Source organism: Sulfurimonas sp. hsl 1-7, assembly GCF_030577135.1.
GTDB lineage: Bacteria > Campylobacterota > Campylobacteria > Campylobacterales > Sulfurimonadaceae > Sulfurimonas > Sulfurimonas microaerophilus.
The window spans coordinates 110,026-132,872 of record NZ_JAUIRR010000001.1; the positions used below are offsets into that span (position 1 = coordinate 110,026).

The following is a 22,847-nucleotide window of genomic DNA, read 5'->3' on the forward strand; positions in this document are numbered from 1 at the left end:
TCATAAAAAATTATAGCTTAACTTCTCTTCGTTTGACTGCTTCTCGAAATCCCCACATTCTACGAGATGCTACAACCTCTTTGTGAGAAAGATCTACCAGCATAAGCTCTTCTTTATTTCCTAGGTGTGTTAGTATCTCACCGTCAGGAGATGCTAAGACGGAGTCTCCGTAAAACTTCCATGTAAAATCTTTCTCTTGGTATTCACCGATTCTGTTTGCTCGTAATACATAACAGTTGTTTGTAAAAGCACGTGTCTGAATAAGTGCTTTCCATCGTTCGTAAGATTCAAATGTAGAAACACTTGGCATTAAAATACAGTCTATATTTTTGTTTTTAAGTTTTTTAAATATCTCATCAAAGTGAAGCTCGAAGCCACTTACAACGGCAAACTTAAGATTTTCTACCTTAAACGTTAACGGTGCTTTTATCGTTTCAATCTCATTGGCAAAAAACTTCTCTTCGTTCCAGTGCGGATAGTTGATAAGTATCTGTTGTTGATAGTAAGATGTTGAGTTTGGTGCAAATTTTGCGATTGTTTTGTAAGGTTTCCCTTTTTTTACAACAATAATAGGTGCAATAATAGTTATCTCATAAGTGCTTGAGAGATCTTTTAATATATTTATCTGTTGTGTTGATTGCTCTTTGATCATAGAGATTGATAAAGATTGAAGCTCTTTAAAAAAAGGGTTTAGTATATATTCACCCAGTAAAAGAAGTTTAACCCCTTTTTTATTTGCAATTCTAATGTAGTTTAAGAGCTTTGTAGAACTAAGACCTTGTGAGCTTAGTTGTAAAACGGCAGCTTTCATTATTTGCTTTTGATCTCTTGGATCTTAATCTGTGCATCTTCAAGCATTTTTTGTGCTTCGCTTAGCTCTTTCATACCTGCTTCATACTCTTTTACGCTATCTTCTAGTGTAATCTCAGGATTCATTAGTTTTTCAAGAGTTTTTTTTGCATTTTCCAGTTTAAGTTCAAAACTTTGTGTCTCATTATCCATTTAAAACCTCTGTTATATATCTATCAAATTTTTCTAGTTCAACCAAAAAGGCATCATGCCCGTAATCACTCTCTACACATAGGTAGTTAAAGTTTTCTTTTCCTAGTTGTGTCATCTCGTCTGCAATCTCTTTCATTTCAAAGTCTCTAAATAAAAGATCATTTTTAAAGCTTATAAGGTGAAGGTCTGCACTCACTTTGTCAAGAGCATCGCTAAGAGAATCAAATCCGCGGGAAAGATCGTAGATGTTGATCGCTTTTGTGATGTAAAGATAAGAAAGCGGGTCAAACCATTTTGTAAAGTTATAACCGTTGTATTCTAGGTACGATTCCACTTGAAACTTTCCAAAAAGTTCATAAAGTCCATCTGTACGTTTATAGTCACGGCCAAACTTTTTTTGCATAGATTCCGGTGACAAGAAGCTTATGTGTCCTGCCATTCTTCCTATAGCCATACCTGAAAGACCTTGCTCTTTTATCACTTCTGGATCATAATACCCTTGTTGAAAGTCTGGATCTTTGAGGATAGCTTCTTGAGCTACTTTATTAAAAGCAATTGCCCAAGGTTGCGTTGCATGTGTTGTTGCAAGTGCAATAATTTTATTTGCAAAGTTAGGATAGTGGATCGCAAACTGAAGGGCTTGCATCCCACCCATGCTTCCACCGATGATTGCTTCAACTCTATGGATATCAAGGCGATCGAACAAGATTCTTTGCGCTTTGACCATATCTTTGACGCTAATTACCGGAAATTTATAACGGTAGGGTTCGTGGTGAGGATGTTGTGTACTTATAGGTCCCGTTGAACCAAAACAACTGCCTATTACATTTGAGCAGATTACAAAATATTTGTTCGTATCGATCGCTTTATCTGGACCGATGAGTCCATCCCACCAACCGGCTTTATTTTCACCTTCATAGATACCTGCAGCATGGTGTGAACCCGTGAGCGCATGACAAACTACTATTACATTTGATTTCTCTTCATTAAGAGTTCCATATGTTTCGTATGTTATGTCATAAGGTTCTAAAATACGACCACTTTCTAGGTATAAGGGGTTAGTAAAATGTTCCGTATGTGTTTGTAGGTTTAAACTCAAATTTTGCGCTCTTTAAAAAATTGTTTCTGTAATTCTATCAAAAGTCACTTAATTAAACCTCTAACGCCTGCTTCATATCTGCTATTAAATCATCTGCATTCTCAAGTCCGCAACTGATACGGATAAGTCCTGATGGTACACCACAAGCAATTAACTCTTCCGGGCTGAGTTGTTGGTGTGTAGTTGATGCAGGGTGGGTAATAATCGATTTGCTATCGCCGATATTTACCACAAGTGAGTAAAGTTTAGTTGCATTAACTATTTTTGTAGCTTCCTCTAAAGAATCTACCTCAAAACTAAGCAGTCCGCTTGAATGGCCATCTTTGAAATATTTCTGTGCCATTGCATAGTTAGGATTACTCTTTAGTCCCGGATAATTTACTTTTTTTACTTTTGGATGCGCTTCTAAAAATTCTGCAAGTTTTTGTGCGTTGTTAGAGTGCTCTTTCATTCTGATCGCTAGTGTTTCCATCCCTTGGATAAATAACCACGAGTTAAAAGGTGAAGATACAGCACCGAGATCACGTAGTAGTGAGAGTCTTGCACGAAGTGAAAACGGAGGTAGTCCAACATCTGTATAGACTAAACCGTGATACGATTCATCCGGCTCGTTAAAATGGTAGTATCTCGGATTGTTTTTTAGCTTTTCTAAGATGTTTTTGCTTTCAACCATAATACCGCCGATAGCTAAACCTTGACCCGTTGTATATTTTGAGGCACTATGGACTACAACATCTACACCATGATTTAAAGGATTGCACAAAATAGGCGTAGCAACAGTATTGTCTACAACCGTTAAGATATTATGTTTGTTAGCAATAGCAACAATCGCTTCAATATCGGCTACATCTATACTAGGGTTTGTTAAAGACTCGAAAAAGATTACTTTAGTTTTATCATCGACAAGCGCTTCGATCTCTTCTGGATTGTGAACATTAAAAAAACGTGCTTCAATTCCAAAACGTTTTAGAGTATGTGCTGTTTGCGTTAAACTACCACCGTAGAGTTGTTTTGCACAAACGATGTTGTCTCCTGCTTCAGCAGCATTTGCAAAGGCATAAAAAATAGCACTCATTCCACTAGATGTTGCAATCGCAGCTGCACCACCTTCAAGTTCTGTAAAACGTTTTTCAAATACATCTGTTGTTGGATTATTTAAACGTGTATAGATATTACCGAGCTCTTTTAATGCAAAAAGATCAGCTGCATGTTCAACATCACGAAATTCATATGCAGTTGTTTGATAGATTGGAACAGCCATCGTCCCTTGCGTATCTTTATCGTATCCTACATGTAATGCTTTAGTTTGTATATCCATCTAAATTTCCTTTAATTTTCTTCTTTGTATTGTTGTTTTAAATTACTGAGGAACTCTAATATTCTCTCTTGATAGCTTAGAGTATCTTCATCTTTTGTTAAAATCACTAACGGTTTAAGTGCCTTGATATCAATTTTGTTTGCATATCTTGGAATGATATGTAACTCTTTTTGAATATGATAAACAAGTTTGTCAATATCTAAACCATTGTCATTATGGACTTTTTGTACAATCTCTCTGGTTGTAAGCATGAGAAGGTTTGCACGAGCCTCATCTTGTTCATAAATATCCATTCCTATATCTTTTACGATTATAAAACTTTCATCAGGTGCTTGTTCATTTGCTGCAATAAGCAGGGCAAATACTTTTGCACGAAACTCTAACGATCCATGATGATGGACAAAAAGTTCCCTAAAAGCATTAAAAAAACGATATTTAAATTTAAAAGCAAAATTCATACGTATTCCTTAGGTGATATTATACATTGAAATGGTATAATTCCAAATAATAAAATTTTGGATTTAAAAGGAAAGAAATGGGTAGAGCCTTTGAATATAGAAAAGCATCAAAACTAAAACGTTGGGGAGCAATGTCAAAACTGTTTCCTAAACTCGGTAAAGTTATTACGATGGCAGCTAAAGAGGGTGGAGGCGATCCGGATCTAAATCCAAAGTTACGTACAGCTATTTTAAATGCAAAAGCTGAAAATATGCCAAAAGACAACATTGAAGCAGCGATCAAACGTGCAACAGCAAAAGATCTTGCAGATATGAAAGAGGTGAACTTTGAAGGGAAAGCTCCTCATGGTGTTTTACTTTTCATTGAATGTGCAACAGATAACAATACTAGAACTGTTGCAAACGTAAAATCTATTTTAAATAAAAACAACGGTGAGATGTTAACAAACGGTTCACTAGAGTTTATGTTCTCACGTAAAGCGATCTTTGAATTTGCATTAAAAGATGATATGGATCTAGAAGAGTTAGAGTTAGAACTAATTGATGCAGGATTAGAAGAGATTGAATCGGAAGAGGGTGTAGTTTTAGTTACTGCTGATTATACAAGTTTCGGTACCATGAATGAAGCATTAGAAGGGATGGGTGTAGAGATTACAAAAGCTACGTTAGAAAGAATTGCAAATACACCAATCGAGATCACTGAAGAGCAGCAAGTTGATATTGATAAAATTTTAGAAAGACTTGAAGATGATGAAGATGTTCAAAAGGTATATACAAACTTAGCATAATATGCAGTATATACAAGAACATTTTACTTCCACATTAGAGGTGAAGCAATCAAAGTTTATTGCTCACCTTATTCCCTATGAGCTTTACGAAACTACATTAGAACAACTCAAAGTTGAACATCCTAAAGCAAGACATTTTGTAACGGCTTTTCGTTATTTAAATGAGTTTGATCAAGTGGTTGAACACTCAAGTGATGACGGTGAACCAAAAGGGACATCCGGTAAACCTTCACTTATGGTACTTCAAGGACAGGAGTTAATCAATATTGCTGTTATTGTTGTTAGATATTTTGGTGGTACAAAACTGGGAACTGGTGGATTGGTTCGAGCGTACAGTGATGCCGTGAACCAAGTGATTGGCGAAGCAGTTCTTTATGAATATGAAAAAGAGTTTACTGCAAAAGTATCTGTGGATTATGCAGATGTAAGACTTTTGGAATATGAATGTGAAACGATAGGGGTAAAAATAGTGGAGAAAAATTTTGCTCAAAATGTAGAGTATATATTACGATCAACAAAAGAGAACTTAGACCTTTTATTGAAAAAACTAGAAAGGGTAGTAAAACCTTTGTAGGTTTTACTTTTATCTTCCCTGTACAGCATTCCCCATATCCCACATAGGTAGGAAAATACCAAGAGCAAGAAGAATTACCATACCTGCAATCATAAAGAGCATAATAGGTTCAATTGCTTCACTTAGACCATCAATAATAGCATCAAAGCGCATTTTATAGTATTCAGCTACTTTTTTAATCATAGAATCCAGTGTACCACTATCCTCACCTGCTCTAACCATTTGGATAATCATATTTTCAAATAGACCAGTTTCTTCAAGTCCCTTATTTAATGCACCACCTTTTTCAACTGTTACTCTGACTGATAAAAGTTTGTGTTTAAGTGGAAGATTATCAATCATGCTAATTGCAGTATCGAGCGCTTCAGCAATAGGAATTCCAGCACGTACTAGTTCAGAAAAAACAAGTGTAAATCTACTTAATGTTGAAAACATAATAAGGTTTTTAACTAAATATGTTCGGAGTAAAAACTTATGCCACTTAAATCGAATATGTTCATAGTTATTAATCATATATTTAAAAATAATAAATCCGATAAAGAGACCGAGTAAAATATAAGGACCATAAGTGTTGAATAAATGCTCTAAAGTTAATAAGATCTTTGTTGGTAAAGGGAGTTCTGCATTTAGCTTTTCAAACATATCTTTAAATTTGGGAACAACATAAGTGATAAGTATTGTAAAAGCAATAGCCATGGCAATCATAACATTTCTTGGATATGCCATTGCCTTTTTAAATTTTACAACGTTAGAACGGATCTCTTCTAACATATCGGCGAGTGAATATAATGCTTCATCTAAGTTACCTGTTTTTTCACCGAGTTGTACCATCGCAATAGTAAGGTTTCCTACTTCAAAGCGGAAGTTTTGCATCGAATTAGATAGAGATTGTCCAGAGTTAATATCATCAGCTACTTTTGAAAAAACTGTTTCTAATGCTTCATCAGCAGTAGCATTGGCAATCTCTGAAAGAGAATCGTGGATAGAGATACCGGCATTTGTCATAACTGCTAGTTGACGAATTGCTGCTATTAAAGAATCTGGTTTGATTTTCTTTTTTCTATAATTTTTTAAAAAGTCATGTTTAAGTCTTTTAAACTTATCTTCAAAAGGTTCGTCTGCTTCTGCAATCTTTATAATGATACCGGTAAATTTTAATTTAGCGTAGTTCATAGCCTCTTTTTTATCTGCAGCGTATAATCCTACTGTCTCTTTTTTCCCATGTTTTAATACTGTTGCTTCAAAGTACTTCATTCTTTTGCCACCTTTAATACTTCTTCAATACTTGTAATGCCATCAATAGCTTTTTGTATACCATTTTGGAAGATATTAACAAATCCCTCTTTTTTCGCTTGTTCAAGTATAGCATCTTTTGACGCTCCTTTTGCAATAAGTGTTGAAATTTCTTCTGATACATTTAATACTTCAGCAATCATCTCCCTACCTATATAACCGGAGTCATTACACTCTCTACAACCCTTTCCTTTATAAAACTTTGTCCCTGGAGGTACAATTCCATCGATCTCTTCAAATACTGAAGCGGAGAGCTCATCTTCAATTTTACAATGAGGACAAATTTTTCTTACAAGCCTTTGTGCTTGAATAGCAACTAAAGCCCCACTAATAAGATAATGCTCAATTCCCATATCTGCCATACGTGGAATGGCACTAATAGCGTCATTTGTATGGAGAGTCGAGATAACTAAGTGTCCTGTAAGTGCAGCTTTAATAGCAATCTCTAGTGTTTCTTGGTCACGAATCTCCCCGATCATGATTTTATCAGGGTCTTGACGAAGAATTGAACGAAGTGCATCTGCAAAACTAAGACCAACTTTAGCATTTACTTGAACTTGTTGGATCAGGTTCATTCTATACTCAACCGGGTCTTCAACAGTAATAACTTTATCCTCTACATTTCTTAACTCATTTAAGGCCCCATAGAGTGTTGTCGTTTTACCGGAACCTGTTGGACCAGTGACCAGAATAATTCCATATGGAGCTTTAAGGCCTTTAATCAGTTTATTATAACTTACTGGATCCATACCGGCATCTTCAAGTCTAACAAGAGCTTTTTGTTTATCTAAAACCCTCATAACAATCGATTCACCATATAAAATCGGTAAGGTTGATATACGAAAATCGTATTCTCTTGAACCGACAGTAGTAGAGAAACGACCATCCTGTGGTTTACGTTTTTCTGCAATATCTAAATTTGAAAGAAGTTTTAACCTTGATGCTAATGGTGGATAGATATCTTTTTCAAAGATAAACATCTCCGAAAGTCTACCATCTACACGACCTCGAACAACACAGTTTTTTTCAGTCGGTTCAATGTGAATATCACTAGCACGACCACTTATACATGTTTTTAAAATAACATCAATAAGTTGTAATATTGAAGATGCTTCTTGTTGTTCCTCTAAAGAGCTAATAGAGTTTAACTCCTCACGAATTCTTTTAACAAGCCCTTTAACACTGTCTTTTAGGCCGATTTTATAAAGGTATGATGAGACCTGTTTTTTTGTAGCAAGGGCAATTTTAAGAACTTTTCGAGGAAAAAGTCTTTGCATTGCTTCTTGTGCTTCAATATTTAAAGGGTCATTAATAGCAATTGTTACACTCATATCATCTTGTGAAATTGGTATAGCATTATGTTTTTGCAATTGTGAAAGTGAAACTTGTTCTGTAAGATAATAATCCATATCGATTGAATCAAGATCTACAAACATAAGATCAAGTTCATGCGCTAGTTTTTCCAGGACAACAGATTCAGGTATATAATCATAGTTATCTATAATTGAGAGATCATAAACTCCATCTCTTACCTGTTGGACAATAAAACGAACAAGTCTATCCATTGTCATAAAACCTGAAAGGGTAATATCTCTAAGGACTAGATTTTCACTAACACCTTTTGCAAGTAATCTATCTACTTGCCCTTTCATTATTGAACCGTTGGCAAGTAAATCGGTTGTTATTCTATCCATATTAAACCTCTACCAATATATATGACGCTTTATCAGCATTGTGTCATAATACTCTTCTATTACCATTTTTGATGTCTTATAATCTTTTTGCAAATAAAGTTTATAAGAAACTTTATTGTTATCAGGATCATCAAAAATATAGAGTGTTCTTCTATCATGTTTACCAAGTTCTGTATAAAATTCAAAAACTTTCGAAAGAATATAATCTGTTGAAGGTAAATTCAGTTCTGAAAGATCATAATCATCTACAAGTGCATGGTATAATAGTTTTTTTTGCATTAATATTATTGAAAAGTAAGCAGAATTAGATCTTGATTCTGGCGAAAACTTTAATTTAGCAATAGGTAAAGCCAGTCTGTCAATATAATCTGCTTTTAAACATGAAAAAGCATAAAGAGATAAAAACTCTTCATCTTTATTGTAGTGTCTAAAGTTATTAAAACCAATATTACAGGCAGACTCAAACTTTTTATTTTGATATAGATTTAGAATATCTTGCTTAACACTTGCAAATAAATTAATAGACAAAAGAATGACTAAAAGTGTTTTCATCGAAATTCTCCTGTTGTAATATCATCTAATAAAAGTTCAGCATTGCTGGAATGTGAAAATTTAATATATTCCTCTAAAGCTTTTTGAGCTAATTGTTTTTTACCAAGTTTTACCAGTGATTTTGAAAATAGAATCCAGCTATCTTCATTTTCTTTATCAAGTTGATTTGTTACAAGTGCATAGTTATAAGCTTTTGAATAATCACCAAGAGAATAATACTGTTTTGCTAAAAACAGACTCAAAGCAGGACTGTTATTCTTTTTAAATCTCATTTCAGCATCTTTGATGTCTTGTAAACTGGTCTTTCTAGCTATAACAATTTTGTTGTGATCTTTAGAAACAGTATCACTCTCTTCAACATCCATTTTTTCAACTTCTACAGTTGTTGATACTTTAGGTGTCTCAACATGTTTTTTCTTCGGAGCCTCACTTACATAAGATGTATTGAATGTTTGTTCTTGAGGAGTACTTTTGTAGTATCCATCAGTTGATTCTTGCATACTCTTCATAAAGTCCAAAGATGGTTGAAGTACAACTTTTCTGTTCTCTTTAGGAAGCACTTGTATAACAGGCTCTATTTTTGTATCTACTATATTGGCTATTGTAGGTATATGTGGTTGCTGTACTTTGTTTATAGATGTAGTTGTAGTTTCACTTGCAATCATAGTTGTGTTTTTTTTCTCTTTTGAAACTAATTTTTCTTGATCATCAGAAGAAAGATATACACTAACTGAAATAGAAATAATTATAACACTCACTGTAATTACGGCATGAGGTAAAAAAGATTTGATTTTATATCTTAACCATCTTCTTTCTAAATCTCTTGTATTAAGCATCTATTAGTCCTGTGTGAATTGCAGCCATTTCAATGAGTTTATTAGAAATTTGATCTGTTTTTACATCTTGAAGTTGATTGTTTTTTTCATAAGTGCTATATATATCAAATAGAGCATAAATAAGCTTATTTGTATCTCTATAGTTACCATGAGTTAAAGAACTGATTTTATTTACTGCTTTTTGCGTAAACATATTTGCACTGTCAAAACAGTTTGCTTTCATCAGTTTTTTTTGAATATAAATTTTGAGTTCTACATTTGAAGCATTTTCAAGCTCAATAGTTTCCCATATTCTAGTTTGAAAATGCTCCTTTGCTATTATATCTTCTTTCTCTGTCTTATGTAGTGTAATCACAAACTTTATAGTTCTACTATCGGAAAGAAGCCTTATTTTTTCCATGAGAGTCTCAGAGTAAAGTTGAGCCTCATCCAATAAAACAACAGGAACATGTTTCATCTCTTTTGTACTTACAATTTTCATAAACTGTGTGAAATTAAGTTCACCATTATATTTTGTATCAAAAATATCTTGAGCAAGAGTTTTATAAAATTCACTTTCATCTATGATAGGTGTTTGGTATAAATAGATATCTTGTGTTTCAAGTAAGTCTTTATAAAGTTTTGTTAAGAACATACTCTTACCGGTACCAGGTTTACCAAATAGTAAAATCATTTTGAGAGGTTTTTTGATAGAGTCTTTTAGTGACTGGTATATTGTCGAGACTCTATCTAACTGTATGTAATCGTTTGCATTGACAGTATCTAGAAAAACATTTCTGGACTTAACATAGATACTACTCATATATCTAAAATCCTAATTATTTTGCATCATCTGATGATGTAGTTTTTTTTGCAGAGTCTTTTTTAGAAATACTTGAACTTCTAGGAGCTGTTAAAAGCTCATTACTTAAACCTTCATATCCTAAATCAGATAAAGATACATTATTTTTATCTTTGTGAATAATATGTGGTTCAATAATAATAACCAGTTCTTGAATCTGTTTGATTTTCTCTTCATATTTAAAAAGATAGTTAATAACTGGAATATCACCTAAAATAGGTACTTTATTTGATTCCTGAGTATTCTTTGTATTTATAAGTCCACCAAGGATAATTCTATTTCCATCTTTTACGGTTACTACTGAAGAGAGTTGACGACGATTTAAATCAGGTGGAATGTCTCTACCAGTACTCGGTGCAGTAGAAATGTCCTGTGCTGTTTCAGATAAAGACGGATTGATTTTTAATGTTATAGTATTATCATTAGAAATTTCTGGAGTGATTGTTAATAATACACCAGCAAAAACAGAATTAATCTCTTCATTTTGCGCAGTTGTAGTAGAAGAAGTTGTTGTACTCGTTGATGATGTTATTTTATAAAAATATTCAGTTCCGGCAGTAATAAGTGCAGGTTGATTATTCAATGTTAAAACTTTAGGATTTGAAATCGAACTAACATCTCCTTGTGTTTGTAAAAATTTTACTACTTCATTTAACGTTCCACCAGCTTTAATACTTACTAAGCTAGCTGCACCGTTGATTGTGTCTGCAACACCTGGACCAGGGACTGCTGACTCAGTAATATTGATCTTTGTACCATCTACACTATCCCATTCTGTTACATTTTTATTATTTAAGTGATGTACACCTAATTCAATGTTTTGGAGTGCATAGAGTTGTTTCCAGTCAATACCTGTAGTTTTTCCTTCACTCATTGTAACTGCTAAGAGTTGTACATCAATAAGTACTTGAAGCTGAACTTTTTCTTGAAGCTTTTTGAGATATGATTCAAATCGTTTCATCTGCTTATTTGTCGCAGTAACGGTAATTAAACCAGCATTTTTATTAATAATAGGATGCGATGCTTTATATACATCGTGTGGACGATTAAGAACTTTTACAAACTCTTCATCTAATTGATCCCAGAATTTTACTTCATCAGTACTTTCAATTTTTATACCCGTATCAGAAGTTGATGAAGTTGCTGAATTACTAGTTCCAGAACCACTACTACTAGTCGTTGTAGTTCCTGTTGTAGTTGATATATTTGAGGTACCTGCAGATGAACTTAATGTAACATCAGTACTTCCTGTACTTTTTCGTTGAGATAAAATATAATCAATGTTATAAACTTTTGTCGTAAGATATGAAATTTTTAACAGATTATTCTCTAACGTGTATGTAAGGTTGTTCTCACTGAGTATTAGATTAAGAACTTCATCAATTGTTAGGTTTTTTAGATTAGTTTTATTTAGTTTCGTATCTAAAAACTTTTCCGCATAAGGATCAGTTACGACTATACTAAATCCACACTCATCACTTAATTGTTCAACAAAATCTATGATTTTTGTATTTTTAGCTGAACTAATACTAAAAAGTTCATACGAACAATCAGCAAAACTACTTGTTGATAATGCTGCAGTTAATAAAGCTGCGCAAATTGATGTTTTTATATGTTTCATATCCAATCCCTAGTTGTTGTTAAATTTTAGACTTTTATGTTGACTTTTTGTTGATAAAACGATGAGTTTTTTGTTTCTCTTCAAAAAAACCGTTTTACTACCCACTTTCTCTATCTTATAGCCTTGGACACTCTGACCCTCTTTATACCATCTACCATCAATTAAAACCGATTTATTAATAATCGCTTCAAGTGATAACTTCCCTTTAGATGATTTTGCATCTGAACCTCCTGTAAGATTTTGTGAAGAACTTTTCACTTTTCTTGAAGAAGTATAAGAACGAGAGCTTTTACCTTTTGTATTTTTTGTCTTATCTAAAAAAATAAATGGATCACTCATTGTTCCTAAATAAGAGTTTTTAGCTCCAACACGAGCAGGTTTGATAGCTTCAACTTGCTCATCAACCCACGATAATTCACTTGTGTTTACCATGACATTATCTGCTACAAGTCCAGTTGATACAAACAATGAGATGACTGTAATTATTGACTTTTTCATTAGTATGCAATCCCCCAAACTGATATATTTAGATCTGAATTGAGTTTTCTGTCTTTAGCAGTTATACTAAAATCATGAAGGTCAACTACTAATTCACTTTGTTCTAGTGCATTAATGAACTTCAAGGTGTTTGTATAGTTTCCAGTCCCTTTTACAGATATATCTAATACATGACCAAAAGATTTGTCTTTTTTAGCATATCTATTAGTAAACTCACTCAGTTTCATATTGTACTTTTGAGCATTTGTTGTGATAGAATCAAGATACTCACCCCAACTTTGTTCATCGTATATTAACGATGAGATAGTCTCAATTTTACTTTTAATATAGCTGTTACTCTCTTTTTTGAGTGCTGTTTTTTGATCAATATTTCTAATCTCATTATTAAGATTTGTAATTATCGATTCTGGATTTCTTTGCAAATACATCTCATCCGTATTTATTTTATTTTGCAAACTCACAACATTTGCTCGCGTTCTTTCAAAACTTTCAAAAGAACTGTCCCAAAATAAAAGATAAGAAAAAGCGAATATACCAGCTACTATAAGAATATAGATCATCTGTACATCTCTTTTTGGCTTATCTTTAAAAGCAGTGTCTATTTTATGTAAGTAATCTTCAATATTTATCTTCATTGCAGTTTCACCTTTAGTTCACTAAGATACATTTTAGAATTAGTATTTAAGAGAATTTTTTCTAATTCAAATGTATATTTGCCCTCATAGACTTTTGTTAGATGTTCAACAAGTCTAGTGATCTGTCTGTCTGTTTTAGCAGCCAACTTAATAACTAAAGTTTGTTGAGAATCTTTTTCATGATAATGAGTTTTAGTTGCTTTAACGTAAAATTTAGACATCTCTTTTGTAAATATAGCTAAAAGCTTTGCTTTCATAGGATAATCAACTTTTACCTGATGTATTTTAATTAAAGTATTCTTCTTCTCATCATACTCTTTTTCCTCTTTTGTTAAGAGTTTTAAAGACTTCTCTTTATCGGCTTGTCTGTTTTTTATAGTTGCTTCCCTTGTAACTCTTGTATTGTGCAACTCATTATATTTTTGTTGTAAAAGATCTTGTTGTAAAGTTTGAGCATAAGTTAAAACCCAATAAGTAATAGGATATGCAAAAGCTAATGCTAAAGAGGCAGCTACAACAGTAATAAGTCTACCACTATCTCTTTGGATAAAACGAGGAGGACGTTTATAGTCCGTAAAGTTACACTTATATCTGTCTTCATTTGAAAGGTTTGAGTAAAGATGCATTAATGCATGAAGCTGATCTATATATACATCATTGTTTTCAAAGCCGTAGTCAAAGTCAAATTGACTTGATTGGATATTTAGTTCAGCTTCAATCATCTCATCAAGTTGTGTAACCGTTTGAGTTTGTGAACCTATATATATATGATCAATTTTATCAATTTCAAAAGCTCTTTTTGTATATGTCAGAATATCATTAATATTCGCAAAAAGTTCTTTATATAGTTTGATAATGTAGTTTTTATATTCACTATCTGTCTCTTTAAGGTTTGTATGTGTAAAAAACTTTAAGAATTCATCATAGTCAATTCTCTCACCATAAAGTTCACAAAATCTTTCATGCATATCTATAAAAGAGTACTTTATAGATTTTGTATATAAAAACTCTTTTTCAGAATATAATGTTACAAAAGCATCATTTTCTTGAAAGTAAATATAACAATGAACACCAGAATTCTCAACGATCTCTTTTGCATACAAAGATTTGATTAAAAGAGGAACAGGGATAATTACATCAATGTATTTAACTGTCTCGACTACATGTGAAAATGTGTTTGTTATATCTAAAGGATCAACAATGAAAACATGAAAGTGACGATTCTCTTCATCTAAATTACTAAAAGTTTCAATATACTGAATTTTATACTCAACCGCTTGATCAAGTGCTAACTCATCATAAGCTTTATTGCTTAAAGCATCATATAAATCTTCATCGGGTATATTTTTACTAATTTCAATTTGAGCATTGATGAACTCTTTCGTATTTAAGTAAGAGATTACCAACTGTTCTTTAGAATATTCTGGTGCTTTCTCTTCACTTAGAAAACTAGAAACTCCTTTAAAGTAAGTTTCCTTATACGGATTAGCTGATAGTACACTTGAAAAAGTGTGTTGTTCTGATTTACTCATAAACTATAATCCTATTTAAATTCTGCCATAATCATGGCACAAAATTCATCTTTTTTATAAAACTCTATCCTGTATATATTATTACTTTTGTCGATAGAATAAAGTTTATTCATATCTTCTTTAGTAATAGTTACATTAGTTTCATCCTTTTGCTTATTAGATGAATAACCAATAATATTTACACGATATCCTTTTATATCTACAACCTTAAAATCGTCAGATACAAAAAATTTTGAAGTTTTTTTAATAAAGGATGATTTTCCATCTATTATAACTTCAAAACTTTCCGGACTTTCTTGACAGACCTTAAAGTACTGTGGTTTAAGTTTAGTGATAAGCTTGTTGCCTATATAAACTTTATAAACCCCCTTAGAGCTTTTAATTTTTCCCAATGGATGTGAAAAACTAAAATCGTTACTCCTTGATTTTATCGGAATAAACCTTAAAATTTTTTTTATATTATTTAAATCTAACAAAAAGTTGTTATTTATTGCTAAAACACCATAGTTTTGGATGGTTTTTTCTATATTTTTTATAGTGAGCTCAAAATCTCTTTTATAGCTAATACCCACAATTTTCATATATTCTTCAATTGCTAAGAGTTGATAAAATACTTTTTGTGCCAGAGAAGATAAGTTTTTACTTGTCTCAATAGCAAATGCAGGTTTGTTATGTGTTACGGCAAAATATGTAAGAGAAAGTTGCATAGCTTCATCTTCATATTTTGTTTTTGTGTTTTTAACATCAAATCTATGGTGTTTTGCTAATAACTTTTGGTTAACGTTGTTTTTTACTTCCATAGCAATTTGATTGAGATTACCAAAAGCTTGATTTTGTTTAAGTTGACACTGATCTATAACACATGTTTGTCCCCAGGCGTTAGGATTAAAGATACTTCCGTTATCCTCTTTTCTATAAAATCCATGCCCGTCATGTAAATTTAATACTAAACTTACATTCGGTGATAAGATAACTTCCTTTATCTCTTTTATTATCTCAGTATCTTTGTCATGTGGACGAATATAGGAAAATTTTCTATTCATATCTCCATTAATACCACGTGAATTATTGATAATACTCTCTTCATTTAGATTTGGTACAATCCATAAGTTTTGAGAAGTGATTTTATAGTGTGTAGCAAGTATAGAAGCTGCAAAGTATCCACCCGGTTCATTTCCATGGATACCGCCGATTACTAAAAGTGTTGTATTAGAGTCTGGATTTTCTTTTTTTATGAGTTGGATGTTTGAGCCAAAAAGAAAAGAAAAGCTCAGAAGATAGATGATAAAAAGCTGTTTCATCTATCTCTCTGTAATAATAGATATTTTTTGATCTTGTAGTTTAATAATTAATGTTTTATCCCCAATAAAAGAGAAAGAGTTTGATTGGTAGTCTTCTTTAAATGTTATTTGGTAGATATTTGGTGTATCAGGGTAGGGGATAACATTTAAGTTTGAAAAAATAATGGTTTTATCTTCTTGTTTATTAAATATTCTTGTTTTATACGTTGTGAATCTTTCTTTATCCATTCCGTCAAAACGTTTAAAAGTAGGATCATAGAAGTTAAGATAACTTTCTAAGTCATTATATATCCATGCTAGTCTCCATGCATAGAGCTGCGATAATATGATTGCTAAGTTCTTTTTTTGTATATCTGTCTTTACATTTGACTCATCAATAAGTAAAAGTGTTTTTTTGATATCTATATGTTTATCTAAACATTCAATATTTTGATTGTTTATTGCAATACAACCTTTTGTAAACTCATCACGTTCCTGATCAATCGGTAAACCGTGAATCCATATCCCTTGACCGGTTTTATTTCGATATTTATCATATGTGTTTGGATATGAGGTAACAAATGCTAATGGACCGTAAAAAGGGTCCACTTTATCTATTTTTTTTGTAAGTTCATAAATCCCTACAGGAGTTCGTAAATCTCCCTCTTTAACTTTATCGCCTTTTGCTTTACCTGTAAAAGCACTATACTCTTTCATAAGTTTATATGTAGAAGAGTTTTGATCTTTCATATATATATAAAGTTTTGAGTTCTTCTTATCGCAAGTAAGTATGTTACAGTATGATTCCAGGTAACCGAATTTTGTATCTTTATTTTCTAAAAACTCTTTCCAGTATTCTGTTGTAGCAAGTTTCTCATCGAGTCTTTTTTGTATATCTTGAATTCCGTGGATTCTATAGTTAGTGACTATATCCATATCAGATGAAAAAGCATTAATAGAAAGTATTAATAGTACAATAGCACTAAAAAAAGATCTATTTTTCATTATCATAACCTATCTCTTTTAGAAAGTTCTTGTTTTTAGACCATCCCTTTTTCACGACAACTTGGAGGTTTAGGTAGGCTTGTTGACCGCTAAGTTTTTCAATCTTCGCGCGTGCTGATTTACCGATACGCTTGATAGCTTCCCCACCTTTACCTATAATAATCCCTTTTTGGGAATTTTTTTCTAAAATGATTGTTGCATAGATTTTATCGATACCTTCATTTTCATAGATCTTGTCTATAATTACATCTGATTCATAAGGAACTTCATCACTGATGTTCTCAAAAATGGCTTCACGAACAAAACCGGCATAGATATCACGAACCAATTCGCTTGTTAAATCTTCCGGATCAAACAAAAAAGGTGATTCAGGTAGGTTTTTACTAATTGTGTCTAGTAGATCTTTATGACCCACTTGGCGAGGAATTGCTACAGGGATTAGCGCTTCAAATTTGTCTGCATATTGATTGTATTGTGCAATTTTTTTGAATAGTTTCTCTTGAGATACCTGATCGATTTTACTTAGTGCAACAATATGTTTAATATTCTTTTTATTGAGTGTTAAAAACTTTTCATAATGTTCTAAGGAATCAGTTACCGGTGCAAGGTAAACTATTAAGTCACAATCTCCCATCGCTTTTAGTGCTTCATCAAGCATAAACTGGTTTAATACCTTCTCTTTTTCGTGTAAACCCGGTGTGTCTATAAAAATAATCTGCGTGTCATTATGCATAACTATAGCATTAGAACGCTTTCTTGTAGCGTTGGCTTTTTGACTCACCATCGCAATTTTTTCACCTAATAGTGAGTTCATTAAGGTACTTTTACCCGCATTCGGTCTACCAATAAGTGAAACGAAGCCCGCTTTTGTCATTTAGTTCCTTTAAAGAATGTATCGAGAGAGATCATCATCTTCTACAACGATGTCAAGTTTTTCGTGTACTAAGTCACTTGTGACTCTAAACTCTTTTCCTGCATATTCATCTGCTTCAAAACTAATATCTTCTAGAATTCTTTCTAGAACAGTATGAAGACGTCTTGCTCCGATATCTTCTGCAGTTTCATTAGCACGATGTGCAAGTTTTGCCATTGCTCTGATCGCTTCATCCTCAAAAATCAATTCCATATCTTCTACACTTAGAAGTGCCTGGTATTGTTTAAGAAGAGAGTTCTGTGTCTGTGTAAGGATTTGATAGAGAGTATCCTCATCTAAACTCTCTAACTCAACTCTTAGTGGAAATCTTCCTTGAAGTTCAGGGATAAGATCACTCGGTTTGCTTACGTGAAAAGCTCCTGCTGCAATAAACAGAATATGATCAGTATTAATAGTTCCATATTTCGTAGAAACACTGCTTCCCTCTACGATTGGAAGCAGGTCACGCTGAACACCCTCTTTAGAAGGATCGTTTCTTCCTTGCGATTTTTCATTCAGAGCAATTTTATCGATCTCATCTAAAAAGATAATACCGCCGTTTTCTGCACGACGCAGAGCTTCACCGTTAATGGCATTCATATCTAAAAGCTTTGAAGAAGCTTCCTGACGAAGTAAAATTTTTGCATCTTTTACTTTGAGCTCTTTTTTCTTATCTTCTTTATTAATCGATGTAAAAAGTTTAGTAATTGATTCTTGTGCTTTAATCATCTCCGGTGGAAGGTTCGTATCTGCAAACTCTACCTGCAGTGAAGCACTGTCAAGTTCGATTTCAATTGTTTTGTCATCCATCTCACCTGATTCAACTCTTTTTTCCATAGCTTCTAAGAGTCTTTGGTAATCATCTTTTTTTGATTCGCTTGCACCCTCTGGAAGTGGTGGTAAAAGTTTTTCAACTATACGGTTAAGGATATAGTTTTCAATTTTTTCTTTATTTTCTGATTCTTGTTCTGCTTTCACAATACTAATCGAGTTTACTACCAGATCTCTGATCATCGATTCAACGTCACGACCGACAAAACCAACTTCAGTATATTTTGAAGCTTCCACTTTGATAAAAGGAACTTTCATCATCTTTGCAAGTCTACGGGAAATTTCAGTTTTCCCAACACCGGTTGAACCGATCATCAGAATGTTTTTCGGTTTGATCTCTTGACGCATCTCATTATCAAGTTGCATTCTTCTATATCTTGTACGAAGCGCTAAAGCTATAGTTTTTTTCGCATTTTTTTGACCAATGACATAATTGTCAAGATATTCGACTATCTGTTTAGGAGTCATATCCATTATTTATTATCCTCTAAAATGAGTGTTTTAATATTGTGGTTTGTATAGATACATAGATCTGCAGCGATTGACAAAGATTCTTTCACTAATTCCTCTTCATCAAGATTTGCATGTTTTTTTAGTGCACGAGCAGCTGAGATAGCATAGTTGCCACCACTTCCGATAGAGGCAATTTCACCATCTTCAGGCTCAACAACATCACCGTTTCCTGTTAAAATAAAGATATGCTCAGTGTTTAAAACGATCATCATCGCTTCTAGACGACGTAAAACTTTGTCTTTTCTCCAAGCTTTAGAGAACTCGATAACAGATTTTAAAATATCACCTTTTTTATTCTCTAAAAACTCTTCAAACATATCAAAAAGGTTGAAAGCATCAGCAGTACTTCCGGCAAAACCTGCAAGGATTTTACCATGGTGAAGTGTACGGATTTTCGTAGCATTCCCTTTTAATACACTGTCGCCAAAAGTTACTTGACCGTCACCACCGATTACAGCTTTATTTTTCCCTTTATAGGCAAGTATTGTTGTAGCGTCAAACATTGTTTACTTATTCCCCTTGAACATCTACATGTAATGTAGCATGAATACCGTGACCAAGTTTTAAATCAAGTGTGTGTTCACCAACACTTTTGATCGCAGTTTTGTCTGTAATATGTTTTTTATCAATTTCGATAGAGTGCTGTTTAACAAGTGCATCAGCGATCTCATCTTTTGTAACGGCTCCAAAAAGGTGACCGTTTTCACCCATTTTTTTTGTTATGATGATCTCTGCTTTATCAAGTTTTACAGCCATCTCTTTAAGTTTTGCAATCTCTGCAGCTTCTTCTGCTGCCAATCTTTTTTGTTCAGCTTCATGTTCAGCTAAGATCTCAGGTGTAGCAGGTTTAGCAAACCCTTTCCCTACAAGAAAGTTTTTACCGTAACCGTCTTTTACTTCTTTTACTTCACCCGCTTTTCCTAGGCTTTTTACATCCTTGATAAGTAATACTTTCATCCGATTATCTTTCTATATCACCAGGGTATGAAACGATACCGTGTGTTAAGTTTCCGATTTTTGTATATCCCATGTCTGTTAAAATTCTAGCAACGTGAGCAGAACGGCTACCAACATGGCAGTAAAGGATGATATTTTCGTTTTTATCAAGTTTTGCTTCATCTAAAGTTTGGAAAAAGCTACTTGTAGGAACAAGTTTATCCGCACCTTTGATGTGACCCATTTGCCACTCCATATGTTCACGAACGTCAACAATTTTAAAATTAACCATACCAAGATCACGTGCTTCAAGAAGTGCAACTAACTCGTCACCGTCTAGTTCACTTTTGTTTACTAAAGCTTCGCACTCTTCGTGAGTTAATCCTCTTGAGTGAGTGTGGGCAGCTTCCTCCATTCCCAGCTCAATTCTTTGTTTCGCTGCAAATTCAGGTGTACAGAAAATTCCACAGTGACATTTTCCGTCTTCAGGAATCTCTTTTTCAATTGCCGGTTTACAAGGACAGATACGATCATCTACACTTCTTGCTTTTCCGTCAACCTCTTCAACCATAAAACATGGACAAAATCTTTTGCCATACATCATTTTATTACGTGCAAGACCCATTTGCACGCCTTCGTTTACTTCTTCTTGAGGGTTATAAACCCAACCAAACTGTGCATTTACCTTGTCAGTAAATTTAATAGTTTTTTCCATCTCCGCGATAAATTCCGGAGAGTTCATATCGATTCTAACTATACTCATGTTTTTCCCTTTCTTAAGTTGTCGTTATTTGTTTCTTCTTGCTTTACCTTCAATGATAAAACGAAGTGCATTTAATCTGATGAAACCTTCTGCATCTTTTTGGTTATAAACATCATCAGCTTCAAATGTTGAGTGTGCTTCTGAGAATAAAGTTTTTGGAGAAGTACGACCCACTACCATTACATTCCCTTTGTAAAGTTTCAATCTTACATCACCTTCAACATGTTTTTGTGTATTGTCAATAAGTGCTTGTAGTGCTTCACGCTCTGGAGAGAACCACATACCGTTATAGATAAGTTTTGCATATTTTGGCATGATCTCATCTTTAAGGTGTGCAGCTTCACGATCTACTGTAATAGACTCGATTGCACGGTGTGCTTTTAACATAATTGTTCCACCCGGAGTCTCATAACATCCACGAGCTTTCATACCAACGTATCTGTTTTCAACAATATCGATACGACCAATACCGTGTTTATTACCGTAATCATTTAATGTTTTAAGAATTGTTGCTGGAGACATCTCTTCACCGTTAATTGCAATCGGATCACCGTTTTTGTAGCTGATTGTAATATACTCTGCTTCATCTGGAGCTTCTTCTGGTGAATTTGTCCATAACCACATAGAATCTTCAGGTTCTGCATTTGGGTTTTCTAAGTGAAGACCTTCGTAAGAGATGTGAAGTAAGTTAGCATCCATTGAATATGGACTTACTTGTGGATTACCATTTTCATCCATATGCTTTTGTGCGATCTCAATACCGTGCTCTTTAGCATATGCTAAAAGTTTTTCACGAGAGTTTAGATCCCATTCTCTCCAAGGTGCAATAACTGTAATGTCAGGATTTAACCCTAAGTAACCAAGCTCAAATCTTACTTGATCGTTTCCTTTACCTGTCGCACCGTGGCTAACTGCATCCGCACCCATTTTTTCTGCAATTTCAATCTGTTTTTTTGAAATTAACGGTCTTGCAATTGAAGTTCCTAAAAGGTACTCACCTTCATAAATTGTATTTGCTCTAAACATTGGGAAAACGAAATCTTTTACAAACTCTTCTCTAATATCAAGAATGAAAATATTTTCCGGTTTAATACCCATTTTAAGTGCTTTTTCACGTGCAGGTTCAACCTCTTCACCCTGCCCAAGATCAGCTGTAAAAGTAATAACCTCTGCATTATATTCATCTTGAAGCCATTTTAAAATAATACTCGTATCAAGCCCACCAGAGTAAGCTAAAACAACTTTGTTCACACTTTTTTTCATGTAAAAAACCTTTTGGTGATAAAATAATAGTGCAGATTGTATCTAATTGTAAGTGAGAATTTGCTTATAGTAAAAAAATAGATAGAACGGTTCAATGAAGCAGGCAAGAAGGAGGGAGAATTTTATCCTTTAGAATCGAATAAAATTCCATTTACTTCTTGCATTTTTGGTAAAACTATCTGTGCATCTTCAGCCGGAAATCTTCGTATCATTTTATTGCTTTTTGCTTCTATAACTGAAACATAAAATATATCTTGAGAATCAACTCCAAATTTGATATTTGTACTAATCGGCGCTAATGCTTCATTCAGTTGTTTTACAAGTCTTTCAACATCTTCTTTTGAGTTGAGTTTTTTTACTGAATCTACATTATTCTGTTGTACCTCTTTGACAATATCTTGTTGTTGTAATTGTGTTGACTGGTTTTGTTCTATACTTCGTCCCTGAAGCTCTTGCGCACCCATCTGAGTTTGTTGTTGTTTAGCAACATTTGCTATGCCATCCATGCCTTACTCCTTTTGTATTCACAATTAATATAGTAGCAACTAGATCGACTACATAAAAAAAATGTTTAGAAAAAAAACAAAAAATTTATAATTTAT

General features: G+C 33.3%; 25 protein-coding genes. 2 read left to right on the plus strand and 23 right to left on the minus strand.

All coding sequences use genetic code 11. The annotated features are described in order from the left end of the window. Positions 1-10: 10 nt before the first annotated feature. The 5 genes from QWY88_RS00490 to QWY88_RS00510 are packed head-to-tail and all read right to left on the minus strand — an operon-like array spanning position 11 to position 3,877. Positions 11-811: a carbon-nitrogen hydrolase family protein gene (locus QWY88_RS00490; RefSeq protein ID WP_304542921.1), complete on the minus strand. Its 801-nt coding sequence runs from the start codon at positions 809-811 to the stop codon at positions 11-13. Beyond that, on the minus strand, positions 811-1,002 hold the full coding sequence (gene xseB / locus QWY88_RS00495; protein ID WP_304542923.1) for an exodeoxyribonuclease VII small subunit: 192 nt from the start codon (positions 1,000-1,002) through the stop codon (positions 811-813). The genes QWY88_RS00490 and xseB overlap by 1 nt, the downstream gene beginning before the upstream one ends. Beyond that, on the minus strand, positions 995-2,101 hold the full coding sequence (gene metX / locus QWY88_RS00500) for a homoserine O-acetyltransferase MetX (RefSeq protein ID WP_304542925.1): 1,107 nt from the start codon (positions 2,099-2,101) through the stop codon (positions 995-997). Before metX ends, xseB begins: the two co-directional genes overlap by 8 nt. Before the next feature lie 52 nt (positions 2,102-2,153). Beyond that, positions 2,154-3,419 (minus strand): O-acetylhomoserine aminocarboxypropyltransferase/cysteine synthase family protein, encoded by a 1,266-nt coding sequence (locus tag QWY88_RS00505; protein WP_304542927.1) that lies wholly within the window; start codon positions 3,417-3,419, stop codon positions 2,154-2,156. Positions 3,420-3,430: 11 nt separating this feature from the next. After that, positions 3,431-3,877: a hypothetical protein gene (locus QWY88_RS00510; protein WP_304542929.1), complete on the minus strand. Its 447-nt coding sequence runs from the start codon at positions 3,875-3,877 to the stop codon at positions 3,431-3,433. Between the two features lie 77 nt (positions 3,878-3,954). Between QWY88_RS00510 and QWY88_RS00515 the strand changes: the two genes are divergently transcribed. Together QWY88_RS00515 and QWY88_RS00520 are read left to right on the plus strand one after the other, a co-directional pair. Next, the gene (locus tag QWY88_RS00515) at positions 3,955-4,665 is read left to right on the plus strand and encodes a YebC/PmpR family DNA-binding transcriptional regulator (RefSeq protein ID WP_304542931.1); all 711 of its coding nucleotides are present in this window, start codon (positions 3,955-3,957) and stop codon (positions 4,663-4,665) included. 1 nt (position 4,666) lies between these two features. After that, positions 4,667-5,239, plus strand: coding sequence for a YigZ family protein (locus QWY88_RS00520; RefSeq protein WP_304542933.1), 573 nt, complete (start codon positions 4,667-4,669; stop codon positions 5,237-5,239). 9 nt (positions 5,240-5,248) lie between these two features. Here the strand turns inward: QWY88_RS00520 and QWY88_RS00525 are convergent, their stop codons facing one another. The 18 genes from QWY88_RS00525 to QWY88_RS00610 form a co-directional block, all read right to left on the minus strand. Continuing rightward, positions 5,249-6,493, minus strand: a complete 1,245-nt coding sequence (locus tag QWY88_RS00525; RefSeq protein WP_304542935.1) for a type II secretion system F family protein — start codon at positions 6,491-6,493, stop codon at positions 5,249-5,251. Continuing rightward, on the minus strand, positions 6,490-8,226 hold the full coding sequence (locus QWY88_RS00530; protein ID WP_304542937.1) for a GspE/PulE family protein: 1,737 nt from the start codon (positions 8,224-8,226) through the stop codon (positions 6,490-6,492). The genes QWY88_RS00525 and QWY88_RS00530 overlap by 4 nt, the downstream gene beginning before the upstream one ends. A gap of 9 nt (positions 8,227-8,235) precedes the next feature. Then, entirely contained in the window at positions 8,236-8,778 is a 543-nt protein-coding gene (locus QWY88_RS00535; RefSeq protein WP_304542938.1) for a hypothetical protein, read from the minus strand. Continuing rightward, positions 8,775-9,614: a CDC27 family protein gene (locus tag QWY88_RS00540; RefSeq protein WP_304542940.1), complete on the minus strand. Its 840-nt coding sequence runs from the start codon at positions 9,612-9,614 to the stop codon at positions 8,775-8,777. Before QWY88_RS00540 ends, QWY88_RS00535 begins: the two co-directional genes overlap by 4 nt. After that, positions 9,607-10,416 (minus strand): ATP-binding protein, encoded by an 810-nt coding sequence (locus QWY88_RS00545; RefSeq protein ID WP_304542942.1) that lies wholly within the window; start codon positions 10,414-10,416, stop codon positions 9,607-9,609. Before QWY88_RS00545 ends, QWY88_RS00540 begins: the two co-directional genes overlap by 8 nt. A gap of 16 nt (positions 10,417-10,432) precedes the next feature. Continuing rightward, entirely contained in the window at positions 10,433-12,076 is a 1,644-nt protein-coding gene (gene mshL / locus QWY88_RS00550) for a pilus (MSHA type) biogenesis protein MshL (RefSeq protein WP_304542944.1), read from the minus strand. Positions 12,077-12,085: 9 nt separating this feature from the next. Then, entirely contained in the window at positions 12,086-12,574 is a 489-nt protein-coding gene (locus QWY88_RS00555; RefSeq protein ID WP_304542946.1) for a hypothetical protein, read from the minus strand. Then, entirely contained in the window at positions 12,574-13,209 is a 636-nt protein-coding gene (gene pilO / locus QWY88_RS00560; protein ID WP_304542948.1) for a type 4a pilus biogenesis protein PilO, read from the minus strand. The genes QWY88_RS00555 and pilO overlap by 1 nt, the downstream gene beginning before the upstream one ends. Next, on the minus strand, positions 13,206-14,741 hold the full coding sequence (locus QWY88_RS00565) for a hypothetical protein (protein WP_304542950.1): 1,536 nt from the start codon (positions 14,739-14,741) through the stop codon (positions 13,206-13,208). The genes pilO and QWY88_RS00565 overlap by 4 nt, the downstream gene beginning before the upstream one ends. Positions 14,742-14,752: 11 nt before the next feature. Further along, positions 14,753-16,042, minus strand: a complete 1,290-nt coding sequence (locus QWY88_RS00570; RefSeq protein ID WP_304542952.1) for a M99 family carboxypeptidase catalytic domain-containing protein — start codon at positions 16,040-16,042, stop codon at positions 14,753-14,755. Next, on the minus strand, positions 16,043-17,026 hold the full coding sequence (locus QWY88_RS00575) for a L,D-transpeptidase family protein (RefSeq protein WP_304542954.1): 984 nt from the start codon (positions 17,024-17,026) through the stop codon (positions 16,043-16,045). It lies immediately after the preceding gene. After that, positions 17,016-17,900: a GTPase Era gene (gene era / locus QWY88_RS00580; protein WP_304542956.1), complete on the minus strand. Its 885-nt coding sequence runs from the start codon at positions 17,898-17,900 to the stop codon at positions 17,016-17,018. Before era ends, QWY88_RS00575 begins: the two co-directional genes overlap by 11 nt. A 9-nt stretch (positions 17,901-17,909) precedes the next feature. Beyond that, complete coding sequence (gene hslU / locus QWY88_RS00585) at positions 17,910-19,244, minus strand: ATP-dependent protease ATPase subunit HslU (RefSeq protein WP_304542958.1); 1,335 nt, start codon at positions 19,242-19,244, stop codon at positions 17,910-17,912. Continuing rightward, positions 19,244-19,786 carry an ATP-dependent protease subunit HslV gene (hslV, locus tag QWY88_RS00590; protein ID WP_304542960.1) on the minus strand — a complete coding sequence of 181 codons (543 nt, stop codon included), beginning with the start codon at positions 19,784-19,786 and terminating at the stop codon, positions 19,244-19,246. The genes hslU and hslV overlap by 1 nt, the downstream gene beginning before the upstream one ends. 7 nt (positions 19,787-19,793) lie before the next feature. Then, entirely contained in the window at positions 19,794-20,240 is a 447-nt protein-coding gene (rplI, locus tag QWY88_RS00595) for a 50S ribosomal protein L9 (RefSeq protein WP_304542963.1), read from the minus strand. A 4-nt stretch (positions 20,241-20,244) separates the two neighbouring features. After that, on the minus strand, positions 20,245-20,982 hold the full coding sequence (locus tag QWY88_RS00600) for a ferredoxin-thioredoxin reductase catalytic domain-containing protein (protein WP_304542965.1): 738 nt from the start codon (positions 20,980-20,982) through the stop codon (positions 20,245-20,247). Between the two features lie 24 nt (positions 20,983-21,006). Then, on the minus strand, positions 21,007-22,245 hold the full coding sequence (locus QWY88_RS00605; protein ID WP_304542967.1) for an argininosuccinate synthase: 1,239 nt from the start codon (positions 22,243-22,245) through the stop codon (positions 21,007-21,009). A 122-nt stretch (positions 22,246-22,367) separates the two neighbouring features. Continuing rightward, entirely contained in the window at positions 22,368-22,751 is a 384-nt protein-coding gene (locus tag QWY88_RS00610) for a flagellar protein FlaG (RefSeq protein ID WP_304542969.1), read from the minus strand. Between the last annotated feature and the right edge of the window lie 96 nt (positions 22,752-22,847).